Below are 15,509 nucleotides of genomic sequence, written 5' to 3' on the forward strand. Positions count from 1 at the left end.
GCGCAGCGAGTCTTGGGGAGGGCGTCAGTCGAGGATCTCACCCGTCGTCATGTTGACGGCGGGTTTGGGGGTGGTGCCGGCCGAGCCTCCGTCGGCATTGACGACGTCGAAAATCGCCTGGGCGAGCACGGGACCGACGCCCTTGACCTGCACGAGCTCCTCCACGGTGGCTGTTCGCACCTTTTTGAGCGAGCCGAAGTGCGCCAGCAGGGCCTTCTGTTTGGCCGCGCCCAGCCCGGGCACCTGGTCCAGCACGGACGCCGTCATGGCCTTGCCGCGCTTGGCCCGGTGAAAGGTGATGGCGAAGCGGTGGGCCTCGTCGCGGATGCGCTGGAGCAGGTACAGGCCTTCCGAGGAGCGCGGCAGGATGACGGGGAAGTCACTGCCGGGCACCCACACCTCCTCGAGGCGCTTGGCGAGGCCCACCACGGCAACGTCGTCGATGCCAAGGTCGGCCAGTGCCTTCGAGGCCGCGTTGACCTGGGGCACACCGCCGTCGACAACCACGAGGTTGGGCGGGTAGGCGAACTTGGACTTGGGAGCCTCCGCGGCCCCGGCACCGCCGTCCGGGGTGTCCCCGACGGGGATGCTGCCAGAGGCCTGCACGACTGCTGCCCGTTCCTCCTTCTCGCTCAGGTAGTTGCGGAAGCGGCGGGTGATGACGTCGTACATCGAGGCTGTGTCGTCGATCGCGGCGTCGCCCGTGATGGAAAACTTCCTGTACTCGCTCTTCTTCGCCAGCCCGTCCTCAACCACAACCATCGAGGCGACCACGTTGGTTCCCTGGACATGGGAAATGTCATAGCACTCGATGCGCAGCAACGGCAGGGGTAGCTCGAGGGCTTCCTGCAGCTCCTGCAGTGCCAGCGACCTGGTGGTCAGGTCCCCGGCGCGGCGGGACTTGTGCAGGATCATCGCCTGGCGGGCATTGGCCTGGACGGTGTCCATGAGCGCAGCCTTCTCACCGCGCTGGGGCACCTTGATTGTCACCGTGCCCTGGCGCAGACCGCCAAGCCACTGGGCCAGGTACTCGTGGTTGGCAGGAAGTTCAGGCACAAGGATCTGGCGCGGGATGGCGTCCTGCTGCGATTCCTCGGCTCCGTACACCTGCTGCATCAGGTGCTCCCACAGTTCGGCGTCAGTGGCGTCCTCGACCTTTTCAACGACCCAGCCGCGCTGGCCCCTGATGCGGCCGCCACGAACGTAAAACACCTGGACGGCCGCTTCGAGGTCGTCCTGTTCGACGGCGAAAATGTCGGCATTGGTGTCTTCCGTGAGCACCACGGCGTTGCGTTCAAAGACTTTCCGCAGAGCGATGATGTCATCGCGCACCCTGGCGGCCTGTTCATAGTCAAGTTCGGCGACGGCGTCGGCCATTCTCTTTTCAAGGGTGCCGATGAAGCGCTTGGCCTCGCCTCCCATGAAGTCGCAGAAGTCCTGGGCCAGGGCCTTGTGGTCCTCGACGCTGATGCGTCCCACGCACGGGGCGGCGCACTTGTCGATGTAGCCCAGCAGGCAGGGCCTGCCGCTGCGTTCGGCGCGGCGCAGCACGCCGGGTGAGCAGCTGCGCACGGGGAAGACGCGTAGGAGCGTGTCCATGGTTTCCCGAATGGCCCCTGCCGTGTACGGCCCGAAGTACTTGGTGCCCTTGCGGCGTTCCCCGCGCATGACCTGCACCCGCGGGAACTTCTCTCCCATGGACACGGCAAGGTACGGATAGGTCTTGTCGTCCCGGAAGGCCAGGTTGTAGCGCGGCGCAAATTCCTTGATCCAGGTGTATTCAAGCTGCAGCGCCTCTAGCTCGCTGCCCACAATGGTCCATTGCACGCTCGCCGCGTGGTGGACCATGGCGTGCGTTTTGGGCAGCAGCGTTGCGGGGTTCGCGAAATAGGAGCTCAGGCGCGACCGCAGGTTCTTGGCCTTGCCCACGTAAATGATACGGCCGTGTTCATCGCGGAAACGGTAAACCCCGGGGTCCGTGGGTATTTCGCCCGGCCCGGGCCGGTATGTTGCGGGATCTGCCATGGCTACTCGAGGCTGGGGCTTTGGTTGTACTTGGCGCTGCGTTCCTGGCCCGTCAGTTCGGCGATGGCGTCCATGATGGTGTCTGTGACATGGCGGCGCGCAGGCAGCGAATGGTCTGGTCCGGTCCTGTCAAAGTACAACGGCTTGCCGAAACGCAGCGTGAACTTCGCCGGCCTGAAGCCCTTTGATCCTGCCGGCTGCAGCATTTCGGTGCCGACGATCCCCACGGGGACCACGGGTGCGCCGGTGGTCAGCGCCAGCCAGCCAACGCCTGTGCGCCCCCTGTACAGCACGCCGTCGCGCGAACGGGTGCCCTCCGGGTAGATGCCCACACCTTCGTTGCGGCCCAAAATCTCAAGCAGCGTCTTCAGGGCCTGCACGCTGGCGGCCTGCTCGCCACGTTCCACGGGAATGGAATGCACCGATTCGAAGAACGTCTTCATCAGCTTCCCCTTGACACCCTTGCCGGTGAAATATTCGGCCTTCGCGAAGAAGGACACCGGGCGCGGCGTCAGCGCCTGCACAATGACCGAGTCAAAGAACGACAAATGGTTCGGCGCCACGATGAACGGCCCGTCGACGGGGACATTCTCAAGCCCCTCGACCGTAGGCCGGCACAGCGTACTGATGGTGCCGCGGGTCAGCACGCGGGTTACGTCATACAACGCCATGGACGGATTCCCCCAGTGCGTCGGATGAGGCCAGGACCTGCGCCAGTTCGTCCGTTGAATGCACGACGGCGACAACTCCCGCCGCCTCAAGCTCGCCGTCGGACGCGAAGCCCCAGGCGACGCCGATGCAGTCGAGCCCGTTGCTGCGGGCACCGTTGACGTCCTGGTGCCTGTCACCGACCATGATGGCGGCGCGGTTGCCGTGAGGGGTGTTCCCTGGCATGTTTGCCAGGGCGGCGGCGATGATTTCCGTCTTGTCCGAGCGGTACTCCGCGTCACCGGGCTTGAGGGTTTCATCGGCGTGGGAGCCGCGGATCACGTGGAAAAAACCGTCGAGGCCGTGGTAGGCCAACAGCTTCTTGGCCAGCGGCTCGGGCTTTTGCGTGGCAACTGCCAGGGACACGCCGTCGTGCTTGAGCTGCTTCAGCAGTTCGGTGATGCCAGGGTAGACCCTTGACATGGCCATGCCCTGGCTGGCGTACCACTGGCGGTACACGGCAATGGTGCCCTCGACCTTCTCGGCGGGGACGCCCAGGATGCTCACCAGGGCGTCGGCAAGCTTGGGCCCGATCATGGCGTTGAGCACGTCGTCGGCCGGAACGGGCAAATCCATGGCGGCCAGGGCATGCTGGATGCCGCCGGTGATGCCACCGGCCGGGTCGACAAGCGTCCCGTCGAGGTCGAAGAGGACAGCGGCGCGGAGGCGGCCGGGCTTGGCGCCGCCATGGGCATGGCCGTCACGTTGCACGGAGGGGGAAGCAGTAGTCACGTCCATAGTTTCTCATGAGCAGACCCCCACAGCCCCTATCCATGCCTGCAAGGGCATAAAGGGGGGCTTCACGTACAGCTGGCTCGCGCCGGCTTGGGCCCACGCCAGCCAGGTTCCGGCAAAATCGCGGCAGCGATTTTGACGGCCGGCTGGGGCCCACGCCAGCCAGGTTCCGGCAAAATCGCGGCAGCGATTTTGACGGCCGGCTGGTGGGGACTAAAGGACCTCGCGCAGGAATTCCGCCGTGTAGCTGTCCCTATTCTTGGCCACCTTTTCGGGTGTGCCGGTGGCAATCACGCGACCGCCGCCGGTGCCGCCGTCGGGTCCGAGGTCAACGATCCAGTCGGAGCTCTTGATGACGTCCAGGTTATGCTCGATGACAATGACTGTGTTGCCCTTGTCGACAAGCCCCTGCAGCACGAGCAGCAGCTTGCGAATGTCCTCAAAGTGCAGGCCCGTGGTGGGCTCGTCCAGGACGTAGATGCTGCGGCCGTTGGAGCGCTTCTGCAGTTCAGCGGCAAGCTTCACGCGCTGTGCCTCGCCTCCTGAGAGCGTGGTGGAGGCCTGCCCCAGCCTGACGTAGCCAAGTCCGACGTCGACAAGGGTGCGCAGGTGCCGGGCGATCGGGGTGAAGGCGGCGAAGAAGTCGGCGCCTTCCTCGATGGGCATGTTCAGGACGTCGGCGATTGACTTGCCCTTGTAGTGCACCTCGAGCGTTTCGCGGTTGTAGCGTGCGCCGTGGCACACCTCGCAGGGCACGTACACGTCGGGCAGGAAGTTCATTTCAATCTTCAACGTGCCATCACCCGTGCACGCCTCGCAGCGTCCGCCCTTGACGTTGAAGGAGAACCGCCCAGGCTGGTAGCCGCGCATCTTGGACTCGTTGGTCTCGGCAAAGAGCTTGCGGATGTTATCGAACACCCCGGTGTAGGTGGCCGGGTTGGAACGCGGGGTGCGGCCGATGGGGCTCTGGTCGACGTGCACCACCTTGTCAAGGTGTTCCAGGCCGTCGACGCGCAGGTGGCGCCCGGCGACCTGCTTGGCGCCATTGAGCTTGTTGGCAAGGACCTTGTACAGGATCTCGTTGACGAGGGTTGACTTGCCGGAGCCGCTGACGCCGGTGACGGCAGTCAGGACGCCGAGCGGGAACTTCACGTCAATGTTCAGGAGGTTGTTCTCCTTGGCGCCCACGACCGTCAGTTCACGCTTTTTATCGTACTTGCGCCGTGCGGCCGGCACGGCGATGCTCTTGCGGCCCGAGAGGTAGTCCCCTGTCAGTGAACGGGTGTTGGCCAGCAGGTCCGGCAACGACCCTGAGTGGACTACCTCGCCGCCGTGTTCCCCGGCGCCGGGGCCGATGTCAACGATCCAGTCGGCTTCCTTTATGGTGTCCTCGTCGTGCTCGACAACGATGAGCGTGTTGCCGAGGTCGCGCAGGCGGGTCAGCGTTTCAATGAGACGGCGGTTGTCGCGCTGGTGCAGGCCGATGGATGGCTCATCCAAAACGTACAGGACACCGACAAGCCCTGATCCAATCTGCGTGGCAAGGCGGATGCGCTGGGCCTCGCCGCCCGACAGGGTCGCGGAGGCGCGTTCGAGGTTGAGGTATTCAAGGCCGACGTCAAGGAGGAACCTCAGCCGGGCCTGGATTTCCTTCAGGACTTGGCTGGCGATCTGGGCCTCGCGGCCGGTCAACACAAGGTTGGAGAGGAACTCAAAGCAGTCGCGCATCGACAGGGCGCAAACCTCGGCGATGGACTTGCCGTTGATCAGCACCGACAGGGACGCTGGGTTCAGCCGTGCGCCGCCGCAGGAAGGGCACGGAATCTGGCGCATGTACTCTTCGTAGCGGTCACGGGCAGAGTCGGATTCCGTCTCGAGGTGCTTTCGCTGGATGTACTGGACGGCGCCTTCAAAGCCCGTGCTGTACTTGCGTTCGCGGCCGAATCTGTTCTTGTACTGCACAACCACCTTGTGGTCCTTGCCGTACAAGATGGAGGTGCGTGCCGCGTCGTTCAGCTTGTTCCAGGCGGTGTCAAGCGTGAAGTCAAGCTCTGCTGACAGTCCCTCGAGGAGCCGGTTCCAGTATTCGGTGGTGGCCGTGCCCAGCGACCACGGGGCAATGGCGCCCTCGCGCAGGGTCAGGAACGGATTGGGGACAACGAGCTCCTCGTCGACCTCAAGCTTCGTGCCAATGCCGCTGCACGCACTGCAGGCGCCGAACGGGTTGTTGAAGGAGAACGACCGCGGCTCGATTTCATCAATGGCCAGCGGATGTTCGTTGGGGCAGGCGAGGTTCTCGGAGAAGGAACGGATACGGTCGGCGTCGGCTGCCTCGAGGTCGACAAGTTCCGCCAGCACGCGCCCGTCGGCCAGCCCCAGCGCGGTTTCCACCGAGTCGGTGAGACGCTGCTGGATGCCGTCCTTGACCACCAGGCGGTCAACGACAACCTCGATGGTGTGCTTGAAGGTCTTCTTCAGCTTGGGCGGGTCGCTGAGCTGGATCTGCTCGCCGTCGACCTTGGCCCGCGAATAGCCCTTGGCCGTCAGTTCCCTGAACAGGTCGACGAACTCGCCCTTGCGGTCGCGCACCACGGGGGCCAGGATTTGGAAGCGGGTCCCCTCTGGCATTTCAAGGAGCTGGTCAACGATCTGCTGAGGCGTCTGCTTCGCGATGGGCTCGCCGCACACGGGACAGTGCGCCGTTCCCACACGGGCCCACAGAAGGCGCATGTAGTCATAAATTTCGGTGATGGTGCCCACGGTTGAACGGGGGTTCTTCGACGTCGACTTCTGGTCGATGGAGACGGCCGGGGACAGGCCCTCGATGAAGTCGACATCGGGCTTGTCGACCTGGCCGAGGAACTGCCGGGCGTAGGCCGACAGGGATTCAACGTAGCGGCGCTGACCTTCGGCGAAGATGGTGTCGAACGCGAGCGATGACTTGCCCGAGCCGGACAGGCCGGTGAACACGATCATGGCGTCGCGCGGCAGGTCGAGGTCCACGTTGCGCAGGTTGTGCTCGCGGGCCCCCTTGACCACCAGGCGGGACAAGTCCGGGCGTTTCACGGCGTTGGCGGGGGTTGAATACTGGGCCATTTTTTCCTTCACGTCGCAGGCTGCCACGCCGCAGTCGGCCCGTCATGCATCGGCAACGGTCCGCGGCGTGGCAATGGAACGGCCGCATTTCTGCCGCCCGTTGCATTCACTCATCAGTATAATCGAAAGTTCGTTCGAACGCGTGCCCGATTAATTGCTCTCCAGCGCGGCCGTCACGATACGCAGGGCCTGGGTATGCGGCACACCCAGTTCACGCACGACGGCGGCAAAGGACTCCGCGGCGCCGGCCACCTGGGCGGCGATCATGTCCCCGCCGGAGGCGACGGCCGTGCCGCTGCGCCCGGCCGTGACAACAACCCCTGCCTGCTCAAGTTCCCTGTAGGCGCGGGCCACCGTGTTGGCAGCGACGCCAAGATCGGCGGCCAACGCCCGCACCGAGGGGAGCTTGGTCCCCACGGCCAGGTCCCCTGCCGCCGCGAGGTCGAGGATGCGCAGGCGGATCTGTTCAAAGGGTGGAACCGTCGACTGTAAATCGAGGTTCCATCGCCGCATCAACACGTCCATGGCGTTCATACCTGGCTCACCTCTTCAACGAGCGGGTCACCGAACTGTGACATATAAAGATCGTAGTAGAAACCCTTGCGCGCCAACAGCTCATCGTGGCTGCCCTGTTCAATGATTTGGCCGTGGTCCATGACAAGGATCAAGTCCGCGTCCCGAATGGTGGAGAGCCTGTGGGCAATGACAAAGCTTGTCCTGTTGGCCCGGAGCTTGTTCATGGCCTGGCGGATCATCACCTCCGTGCGGGTGTCGACCGAACTTGTTGCCTCGTCCAGGATCAGGATTCCGGGGTCGGCAATCCAGGCACGGGCAATCGTCATGAGCTGGCGCTGCCCCTGGCTCAGCCCGCCGCCGTCGTCGGTCAGGACCGTGTCGTAGCCGTCGGGGAGTGAACGCACGAAGTGGTCCACGTGGGTGGCCTCGGCCGCAGCCATGATTTCCTCATTGGTGGCACCCAGCTTTCCATAGGCAAGGTTTTCCCTGATGGTGCCGCCAAAGAGCCACGCGTCCTGGAGGACCATGCCGAACTGGCTGCGCAGGTCATCACGGGTCAGGTGTGCGGTGTTGACGCCGTCGACAGTGATGGTGCCGGAGTCAATCTCATAGAAGCGCATGAGCAGGTTCACCAGCGTGGTCTTGCCCGCACCGGTGGGACCAACGATGGCCACCGTCTCGCCCGGCTCGGCCACGAGGGAGAGGTCCTGGATGAGCGGCTCGTCAGGGTTGTAGGCAAAGTTCACGTGGCTGAAAACGACACGGCCTTCAGGCTCCGCCAGTTGTGCGGCGGGGCAGTGGTCGGGGCGCTGCTCCTTTGCGTCAAGAAGTTCAAAGACGCGTTCGGCCGAGGCCACCCCTGACTGCAGGAGGTTGATCATGCTGGCGATCTGGGCCATGGGCTGGCTGAACTGGCGCGAGTACTGAATGAACGCCTGCACGCTGCCGATCGTCAGGGTTCCCTGGGCCACCTGGATGCCGCCAAGCACCGCGACAACCACGTAGTTCAGGTTGGCGACGAAGTTGGTGCCCGGCATGATGATGCCCGATATGAACTGCGCCTTGGCGCTTGATTCATAGAGGTAATCGTTGTTGACCCTGAACTTCTCGATGGCCGCTTCCTGCTGGCCGAAAGCCTTAACGATCTCGTGCCCGGTGAACATTTCCTCCACGTGCCCATTGAGGTCTCCCGTGCTCTTCCACTGCGCCGCAAACTGCACCTGTGAACGTTTGGCGATAAAGATTGTCATGAAGGCAATGATGGGAACAGTCACCAGGGAGATGCCTGCCAATAGCGGGGAGATGGAGAACATCATGCCAAGCACGCCAAAGACCGTCAGCACGGCAATGAGGATCTGGGTCAGGGTCTGGTTGAGGGTTTGGGAAAAATTGTCGATGTCGTTGGTGACGCGGGAGAGCACGTCACCGCGGGATTCCTGCTGGAAGTGCGACATGGGCAGGCGGTCGAGCTTGTCCTCGATATCCTTGCGCAGCCTGTACATGGCGCGCTGGACAATGCCTGTGGTGATGAAGCCCTGGGACCAGTTGAAGAAGAAGGCAGCAACATAGAGGACAAGGACAATCATCAGCACCGCGCCGAGGGCACTCAGGTCCAAACCCTCCCCCGGCACCACGTTCATGGCTGAGAGCATGTCCGCCAGCTGCCCCTGGCCGCTGGCGCGCAGTGCGGCGACGGCCTGGTCCTTGGTGGTTCCTGCCGGAAACTGCCCGAGCATCTTGCCCACGACCCCGTTGAAGATGATGTCGGTGGCGTTTCCGAGGATCTTCGGCGCAACAACCGACAGGCCCACCGACATTGCCGCCATGACAAGGACGGCCGTGATGCGCACCTTGTCAGGGGCGATCAGGCTTAGGATGCGTTTCATGCTGGGGCCGAAGGACAGCGCCTTTTGTGGAGGGCCGCCGCCGCGGCCGCCTCGCATCATGCTCATGCCTGGCTACCCAATTCTTGAGAGTCTTCGGTGTCTTGCGCATTGAGCTGGGATGTGACAATTTCCTGGTACGTGGGGCAGGTTTGCAGCAGTTCGTGGTGCGTGCCCTGCCCCACGAGCCGCCCCTCATCGAGCACCAGGATGTTGTCGGCATCCCTGATGGTGCCCACACGCTGGGCGACGACAAGGACGGCGGCATCGCGGGTGACGGGTTTCAGGGCCGCACGAAGCTTCGCATCGGTGGCGTAGTCAAGGGCCGAGAAACTGTCGTCAAAGAGGTAGACGGACGGCTGTGCGGCGATGGCACGGGCAATGCACAGCCGCTGGCGCTGCCCGCCCGAAACGTTTGATCCGCCCTGTTCGATCGGGGCATCAAGGCCTTCAGGCATGCTGCGCACAAAGTCGGCGGCCTGCGCGGTCTCCAGCGCCTGCCACAGCTGCTCGTCGGTGGCCTGCGGGTTGCCCATGCGGACGTTGCTGGCCACGGTGCCCGAAAACAGATACGCCTTCTGCGGGACAAGGCCGATTGAACCACGCAACGCGGTGAGGGTGAGCGCCTTGACGTTGTGCCCGCCCAACTCGATCGTGCCCTGGGTGCTGTCAAGAAGCCTGGGTATGAGGTTCACCAGCGTTGACTTGCCGCTGCCTGTGGAACCGATGATCGCCGTCGTCGTTCCCGGGCCGGCGCTGAAGCTGACCCCCGAGAGGACAGATTCCTGGGCCCCGGGGTAACTGAAGGCCGCGTTGTTGACCCGCAGCACGCCGTCGAGCTTGTCAACGGAGATGGCGTTGGATGCGTCAAACACGCTCGGCTCGGTGTCAAGGACCTCGGTGATGCGTTCGGCGCTGACGGCCGCGCGCGGGATCATCATGAACATGAACATGGCCATCATGACCGACATCAGGATCTGCATGATGTAGCTCAGGAAGGCGGTGAGGGCGCCTATTTGCATGGAGCCGGCGTCGATCCGCTGCCCACCAAACCAGAGTACGCCGATGCTTGTCACATTCACGACGAAGAAGATGGTGGGGAACATGAGCGAGAGCAGGCGACCTGCGCGCAGCTGGGATGCGGTGAGGGCGCCGTTGGCTGTGGCGAAGCGATCCGCCTCGTAGTCCCTGCGGCCAAAGGCCCGGATGACGCTGATTCCTGTAATCTGCTCGCGCAGGACGCCGTTGATGTCATCCAGCTGGCTCTGGACCTTGCGGAAGGTAGGGACCAGGACACGAACGATCAGCGCGATGGCTATGATCAGGATCGGCAGGATCACCAGCAGCAGGCCGGAAAGTGCCACGTCCTGCGCCATGGCAAGGACGATCCCGCCGATGCACATGATCGGGGCCGTCACCATGAGCGTGAAGGACATCAGGGTCAGCATCTGGACCTGCTGGACGTCATTGGTGGTCCGGGTAATCAGCGACGGGGCGCCAATGATGCCCACCTCCCGGGAGGAAAACGTCTCAACCTTGTTGAACAGGTCGCGGCGGATCTGCCGGCCCACGCCCATCGCCAGGCGGGCGCTGAGGAAGGTCGCGGCAATGGCGCAGATGACCTGCCCGGCAGTTATGAGCAGCATCCACAGGCCAAGGTTTAGGATGACGGAGACGTTGCCCTTGACGACGCCGTCGTCGATGATGTCGGCGTTGAGCGTCGGGAGGTACAACGTGCCAAGCGTCGAGAGGAACTGCAGCACCACAATGGCGATCAACGGCACCTTGTGCGGGGCCAAATTGCGGGCAATCAGTTTGAACAGCACACATCCTCCTGTGGTTGCGCCGGACATGGTGTACGAACAGCTAACAATTTACTCCTAGCCGCGGGGCATTGTTAGGGAGGTGTCGGCTGTGAGTTTGCTGTGGCGTCTCCGGGCCGGCGGTCCAGGCCGGCCCGAGACCAACGTTCGCCCCCATACGCCGCGTCAGCCGTACAGTTCGAAACCGACGGCACCGCCGGAGGCCACCATCTCCACCTGCCTGCGTGCCTGCTCCTCGACCGGGTCAGGGCTCAGTGCCCGGAGGTATTCACGGTGTTCGGCCAGCGAGGCAACGGCCTTTTCCAGCGAGCCGGCCGAAACGGCCTGCGCGTGGGTGGGTTGCGGGGAGCTGATGGCCACGAGGCGGGTTTTGTGCCGCGTCAGACCTTCGTCGAGGAGCTCGGGAAAGATCCACTCGTTGTCGGCGTCGCCCACTGCATCAAGGACGGCGCGGCCCACGGCCCGGTGGTCGGCGGAATTCCACCGGCCCGGGCCCCATTCGTCCCTGTGATTCAGGGTCAGCACCACGTCGGGGCGCACGCGGCGGATCTCCCTGGCAAAATCACGCCGCAACGCCGTCCCCTCCTGGATCCTGCCGTCGGGATAATCAAGGAACACGAGGTCGGTGACACCGACCCTGGCGCAGGCATTCTCCTGCTCCATGGCTCGCAGCGGACCCGATTCGCCCGGCGCCATCCCGGCGATCCCGGCCTCCCCGCGGGTCGCCAGCAGGTAGCTGACTTGTTTTCCGGCGGCAATCCACTCGGCCACGGCGGCCGCCATCCCGTATTCGGGGTCGTCGGGGTGCGCAACAATCACCAGCGCTCGCTGCCAGTCCTGCGGAAATTCCAAAAGTGCGGTCATTGCTTTTCTCCCACCATGAAGATCCGGCGGAACGGGAACACTGTTCCAAACTCCCCGGCCGGATAGGCTTCCGCCACGAGTGCTGCATATTGTTTTTCAAAATCCCCGCCGTCTGCGGGCCCAAGCGCTGCGAGCACGGGCCTTAGCGCCGTGCCGCGCACCCAGTCCAGCACGGGATTGACGCCCTGCAGCAGTTGGCTGTAGCTCGTCTCCCACACATCCACCCTGGCCCCGGCGCGCAGGAACAGTTCCTGGTATTGCGCCGGCTCCCCCACGGCATCGTCATGCCGCAAAACCCCTTCCAGGCTCCGGCGCCACCGTTGGCTTGCCGCCAGTTCGCGCATCAACACGTGCGCCGGCGAGCCAAAGTTCCCCGGCACTTGTACACCCAGCCACGCACCGGGGCGCAGGGCCGCCAGCCAGCTGGCCATCAGTTCCCTGTGCCCCGGCACCCATTGCAGGGCGGCGATGGAGATAACAACATCGACCGTCTCCCCCGGCGTCCAGCCCGCAATGTCGCCGACGGCGAACCGCAGGCCCGGTTCATGCTGCCGACCGGTCGTTTCGGCTTCGGTGATCATGGCCTCGGAACTGTCGATGCCCAGCACCTGCGCACCCGGCCAGCGCCGGGCCAGTGATGCCGTGAGTGTGCCCGGCCCGCAGCCGAGGTCGACGACGCGCGCCGGCGCCGCACCGATCCTTGCCGTCGGGTCGAAGAAGGGCCTGTCACGGAAATCGCTGAATTGGACGTATCTGGCCGGGTCCCGGAGAAATGATTGATCGCCCATGGCGTTATCCTGTCACAGTCCCGGGCGGCATTGGGCAGCATTTTCCTCAAATGAAGTTGTCAATTTTCAGAGCCTTTCCGGCCTCGTCCCGATAAACTCACCCCATGGGAACCGTATGGGTTGCTGTCGGGCTCCTGGTCTTGGCTTTGACCTTGGTGGATGCGTTCTTGACGGCCTTGGCAGCCACCAGGTCCTATCCGCGCGAAGTGGTCCTGGTCTTCGTCCCCGTTGCCCTGCTGCACATTGTGGGGCTCGGCAGCTTTGTCATAGCAATCCACCCGCAGCACCTTCAAGGGGGATCATCCGCGGTCGGTGTCGGCGTGGCCGTCAGCGCCTACATCGTTGGCGTGAACCGTGCCGTGGACGCGGACCGCATAGCCGCAATCGAGCGCACCACCCGCCAACTGGTGGACCTCAAGCAGCCGGCTGCTGGCGTCGCCTGGGGCCCGCCTTGGTATGCGCTGTTGTGCCTGCCGGTGATCTTTGCCTCGGGCATGAGCCCCTATGGTACCCCTGACTCCTCCGTCAGGGTGGAATTGATGGGCCTGCTCAACCAAAAACTCGGCCTGAGAGACCCGTTGACCCGATGGATTACCGGCTTTGACCTGGAGAACATCGGCTATCTGGTGGTGGGTGCCCTCATGCTCGCATGGCTGGGTTCAAGGGCGTTTTGGAAACTCGGCAGCGTCGAGGAACGGTGGGCAAGGAAGGACGACTCCGCCACGGTCGTCGGTGAGGGGAACTAGCATGGGCGCCGCGACAGCCCGGAGGCGGCAGGCAACGGCCATGGGACCAGGTGCCTGGCTGGTGGGCGTGGTGCACGGAATGTCCCAAGTCTTTTTCCAGACCAACATCCTGACGGGCCTGCTGATCCTTGCAGCGTTCGTGTCCCAGGATTGGCGCATGGCCGCCCTGGTTGTCCTTGGCGCTTCGGCTTCCTCGGTGGCAGGGCAGCTCTTGAGTACGTCCGGAACGGACATCCGGTCCGGTGCGCAAGGGTTCTGCGGCGCATTGATCGGTGCCTCGACCTATGCCGCCCTGGGCGGGCAATGGGCCGGGTATCCGCTGGCCGTCGTCGGCGGCCTGCTGTGTGCACCCGTGACGTGGGCCGTTGTTTGGTTCTTCAACACGAAGGCCCTGAAGAGGTTCGCACTGCCTTCAACCACGGCACCGTTTTGTATCGTGGCAACCCTGATATTTTTTGCCACGACAGGTTTGCATGTTCAGGCCCCCCTGACGGTGGTTGAGACAAACACTGAGGCGTTTCTTGAATCGCTGCTGACCAATATTTCCCAGGTTGTCCTCGTGGATGACGTCTGGGGAGGCGCGCTGATCCTGCTTGGATTGTTTATTGCGCATTGGAAGGTGGGACTGGCGGCACTGCTGGGCAGCGTCGCAGGCTCCGTTGCAGCCCTTGTCCTGAATGATAGCCTGCAGGAGACAGCCAACGGCCTTAGCGGGTATTCCGGGGTCCTGACGGCGATTGCCTTCGCCACCGTTTTCATGAAGGGGCGGTGGGAGCCCTGGGTGTTCGCCATCATTGGTTCAGCCGTTACGGCGGTCGTCACCTTGATCATGCATACGCTTCCCGGTCCCACCTACACCTGGCCCTACATCCTCACGACCTGGGCAGGGCTGGTGCTGATCCAACTGGCGCCCCGGCTCTATCGCCGCTGACCGGGTACCTGAGCCCACTTCCCGGAACTGGGCTACAGCAACGCGCCAAGCCACAGCCCCAGCCACGCGGCGGCCACGGTGGCCAGTGCCAGTCCCAAGCCGTTGCCGAGGGCTGCCGCATAACGGCGGTCCCGCACGAGTTGCACGCTCTCATAACTGCTGGAGCTGAAGGTGGTGTATCCCCCCAGGAAGCCGGTGCCCAGCACAATCTTAAGGTCGGCCGGAATCAGGGATTCCATGGCCAGTCCCGCCAGAAAGCCAAGAAGCAATGATCCTGAAATGTTGATCAACGTCGTCGCCCAGGGGTAACCGGCGGGCGCCTTGGCCCGGATAAACCCGTCTGCTAGATACCTTGCAGCGGCGCCCGCCCCGCCGGCCACGGACAGCGCCACAAAAATCAGCGGTGTCATGCGGTGCCTGCCCGGCCCGTCGCGGCAATTCGGGAACCTGAGATGATGCCCGCCCAGGTGGCGCACGCACCAAGAACAACCGTGCCAAGGACATACACCATCGCAGTTCCGTGACGCCCGTGGATGGCCAGTTCGGCAGTGTCGACGGCCAGGGAACTATAGGTCGTAAAGCCGCCGCAGAATCCCGTGCCCAGCAGCAATTTCAGCCGGCTGGCCCGCTTGCCGGAGATGCCCGGGCGGGTCAGCGCCTCGTACAGGAATCCGAGCAGGAAGGCTCCGATCACGTTGACCAACGCTATGGCCACTGGCACCCCGTCCACGGCAGGGATCGCCAGGGACATGGCCTCCCGGGATGAGGCCCCCACTGCGCCGCCGACAATAAGGAGCCCATAGGGGAGCCACCGCCGCGGCGGGCGCTTCCCCGTCGGATCGATCACGCTTCGTGCCACGGCAGCAGCGGCGCCTCCAGGCCGGGCGCGTGGGCGGGGATGACCACCACGGGCCGGGGTTGCCTGTGGGCAAGATGGGTTGCCACGGATCTGTTGAAAAACTCCTGGATACTGCCGCCCACCGACCTGTCGTGGGTGCCGACGACGATCATGGCCGCGTCGAGCCTTTCGGCGAGCCTGCTCAGGGCCGCGGAAACCTCACCCGCCACCACCAGGGTCCGCCAGCGTACCCCCGTATCCCGCAGGACACTCTCAAGGCCGGCCGCCAGCTTGGCGTCAAAGGGTTCCTCGGCCTCGTCGGACGAATCCGGATCAATCGACACCGATGCCACCGCGCCGTCGTCCCCTTCGGAAACCGGCAGGCGGGCCTGATCGACGAACACGCACACCAGTTCGGTGCCAAAATGGGAGGCGAAATAGGCCGCCTGTTCGAGGACGTGCGGCGGTTGGCCCGGTGCGACACCGACAATGACCGGGTGGTGCGGGCTATCGTTCATATCAGGAGCGTAGCCGGAGGGACCGTGCCGGACAAGGC

Annotated in this window: 14 protein-coding genes; 2 read left to right on the plus strand and 12 right to left on the minus strand. The window is 63.9% G+C overall.

All coding sequences use genetic code 11. The annotated features are described in order from the left end of the window. Window positions 1-24: 24 nt before the first annotated feature. From uvrC to AAGW05_RS09480, 9 genes are all read right to left on the minus strand, one after another. The gene (gene uvrC / locus AAGW05_RS09440) at window positions 25-2,025 is read right to left on the minus strand and encodes an excinuclease ABC subunit UvrC (RefSeq protein WP_411804253.1); all 2,001 of its coding nucleotides are present in this window, start codon (window positions 2,023-2,025) and stop codon (window positions 25-27) included. Between the two features lie 2 nt (window positions 2,026-2,027). Then, on the minus strand, window positions 2,028-2,696 hold the full coding sequence (locus AAGW05_RS09445; protein WP_411804254.1) for a lysophospholipid acyltransferase family protein: 669 nt from the start codon (window positions 2,694-2,696) through the stop codon (window positions 2,028-2,030). Beyond that, window positions 2,683-3,465 carry an HAD hydrolase-like protein gene (locus AAGW05_RS09450; protein ID WP_411804255.1) on the minus strand — a complete coding sequence of 261 codons (783 nt, stop codon included), beginning with the start codon at window positions 3,463-3,465 and terminating at the stop codon, window positions 2,683-2,685. The genes AAGW05_RS09445 and AAGW05_RS09450 overlap by 14 nt, the downstream gene beginning before the upstream one ends. A gap of 216 nt (window positions 3,466-3,681) precedes the next feature. Beyond that, window positions 3,682-6,564 carry an excinuclease ABC subunit UvrA gene (gene uvrA, locus AAGW05_RS09455; protein ID WP_411804256.1) on the minus strand — a complete coding sequence of 961 codons (2,883 nt, stop codon included), beginning with the start codon at window positions 6,562-6,564 and terminating at the stop codon, window positions 3,682-3,684. A 150-nt stretch (window positions 6,565-6,714) separates the two neighbouring features. Beyond that, window positions 6,715-7,098, minus strand: a complete 384-nt coding sequence (locus AAGW05_RS09460; protein WP_411804257.1) for a GntR family transcriptional regulator — start codon at window positions 7,096-7,098, stop codon at window positions 6,715-6,717. Continuing rightward, window positions 7,095-9,032, minus strand: coding sequence for an ABC transporter ATP-binding protein (locus tag AAGW05_RS09465; protein WP_411804258.1), 1,938 nt, complete (start codon window positions 9,030-9,032; stop codon window positions 7,095-7,097). Before AAGW05_RS09465 ends, AAGW05_RS09460 begins: the two co-directional genes overlap by 4 nt. Then, window positions 9,029-10,789, minus strand: a complete 1,761-nt coding sequence (locus AAGW05_RS09470) for an ABC transporter ATP-binding protein (RefSeq protein WP_411804259.1) — start codon at window positions 10,787-10,789, stop codon at window positions 9,029-9,031. The genes AAGW05_RS09465 and AAGW05_RS09470 overlap by 4 nt, the downstream gene beginning before the upstream one ends. A 162-nt stretch (window positions 10,790-10,951) precedes the next feature. Beyond that, a complete protein-coding gene (locus tag AAGW05_RS09475; protein WP_411804260.1) occupies window positions 10,952-11,650 on the minus strand; it encodes a PIG-L deacetylase family protein in 699 nt (232 codons plus the stop codon). Continuing rightward, window positions 11,647-12,438 carry a trans-aconitate 2-methyltransferase gene (locus AAGW05_RS09480; protein WP_411804261.1) on the minus strand — a complete coding sequence of 264 codons (792 nt, stop codon included), beginning with the start codon at window positions 12,436-12,438 and terminating at the stop codon, window positions 11,647-11,649. Before AAGW05_RS09480 ends, AAGW05_RS09475 begins: the two co-directional genes overlap by 4 nt. 104 nt (window positions 12,439-12,542) lie before the next feature. On the opposite strand from AAGW05_RS09480, the gene AAGW05_RS09485 reads away from it, so the two are divergent. After that, entirely contained in the window at window positions 12,543-13,184 is a 642-nt protein-coding gene (locus AAGW05_RS09485; protein ID WP_411804262.1) for a hypothetical protein, read from the plus strand. A 1-nt stretch (window position 13,185) separates the two neighbouring features. Further along, window positions 13,186-14,115, plus strand: coding sequence for an urea transporter (locus AAGW05_RS09490; protein WP_411804263.1), 930 nt, complete (start codon window positions 13,186-13,188; stop codon window positions 14,113-14,115). 32 nt (window positions 14,116-14,147) lie between these two features. Here the strand turns inward: AAGW05_RS09490 and crcB are convergent, their stop codons facing one another. Genes crcB through AAGW05_RS09505 form a run of 3 tightly spaced genes read right to left on the minus strand, consistent with a single transcriptional unit; the run spans window position 14,148 to window position 15,471 of the window. Beyond that, window positions 14,148-14,525, minus strand: coding sequence for a fluoride efflux transporter CrcB (crcB, locus tag AAGW05_RS09495; protein WP_411804264.1), 378 nt, complete (start codon window positions 14,523-14,525; stop codon window positions 14,148-14,150). Beyond that, the gene (locus AAGW05_RS09500; RefSeq protein WP_411804265.1) at window positions 14,522-14,974 is read right to left on the minus strand and encodes a fluoride efflux transporter FluC; all 453 of its coding nucleotides are present in this window, start codon (window positions 14,972-14,974) and stop codon (window positions 14,522-14,524) included. The genes crcB and AAGW05_RS09500 overlap by 4 nt, the downstream gene beginning before the upstream one ends. Continuing rightward, the gene (locus AAGW05_RS09505) at window positions 14,959-15,471 is read right to left on the minus strand and encodes a universal stress protein (RefSeq protein ID WP_411804266.1); all 513 of its coding nucleotides are present in this window, start codon (window positions 15,469-15,471) and stop codon (window positions 14,959-14,961) included. The genes AAGW05_RS09500 and AAGW05_RS09505 overlap by 16 nt, the downstream gene beginning before the upstream one ends. Between the last annotated feature and the right edge of the window lie 38 nt (window positions 15,472-15,509).

It is taken from the genome of Arthrobacter sp. LAPM80 (assembly GCF_046736435.1).
Classification (GTDB): domain Bacteria; phylum Actinomycetota; class Actinomycetes; order Actinomycetales; family Micrococcaceae; genus Specibacter.

Coding starts and splice junctions, on each gene's coding strand:
- uvrC (WP_411804253.1), bottom strand. CDS start 2,025: ATGGCAGATCCCGCAACATACCGGCCCGGGCCGGGCGAAATACCCACG.
- AAGW05_RS09445 (WP_411804254.1), bottom strand. CDS start 2,696: ATGGCGTTGTATGACGTAACCCGCGTGCTGACCCGCGGCACCATCAGT.
- uvrA (WP_411804256.1), bottom strand. CDS start 6,564: ATGGCCCAGTATTCAACCCCCGCCAACGCCGTGAAACGCCCGGACTTG.
- AAGW05_RS09505 (WP_411804266.1), bottom strand. CDS start 15,471: ATGAACGATAGCCCGCACCACCCGGTCATTGTCGGTGTCGCACCGGGC.
- AAGW05_RS09465 (WP_411804258.1), bottom strand. CDS start 9,032: ATGAGCATGATGCGAGGCGGCCGCGGCGGCGGCCCTCCACAAAAGGCG.
- AAGW05_RS09485 (WP_411804262.1), top strand. CDS start 12,543: ATGGGAACCGTATGGGTTGCTGTCGGGCTCCTGGTCTTGGCTTTGACC.
- crcB (WP_411804264.1), bottom strand. CDS start 14,525: ATGACACCGCTGATTTTTGTGGCGCTGTCCGTGGCCGGCGGGGCGGGC.
- AAGW05_RS09460 (WP_411804257.1), bottom strand. CDS start 7,098: ATGAACGCCATGGACGTGTTGATGCGGCGATGGAACCTCGATTTACAG.
- AAGW05_RS09475 (WP_411804260.1), bottom strand. CDS start 11,650: ATGACCGCACTTTTGGAATTTCCGCAGGACTGGCAGCGAGCGCTGGTG.
- AAGW05_RS09490 (WP_411804263.1), top strand. CDS start 13,186: ATGGGCGCCGCGACAGCCCGGAGGCGGCAGGCAACGGCCATGGGACCA.
- AAGW05_RS09480 (WP_411804261.1), bottom strand. CDS start 12,438: ATGGGCGATCAATCATTTCTCCGGGACCCGGCCAGATACGTCCAATTC.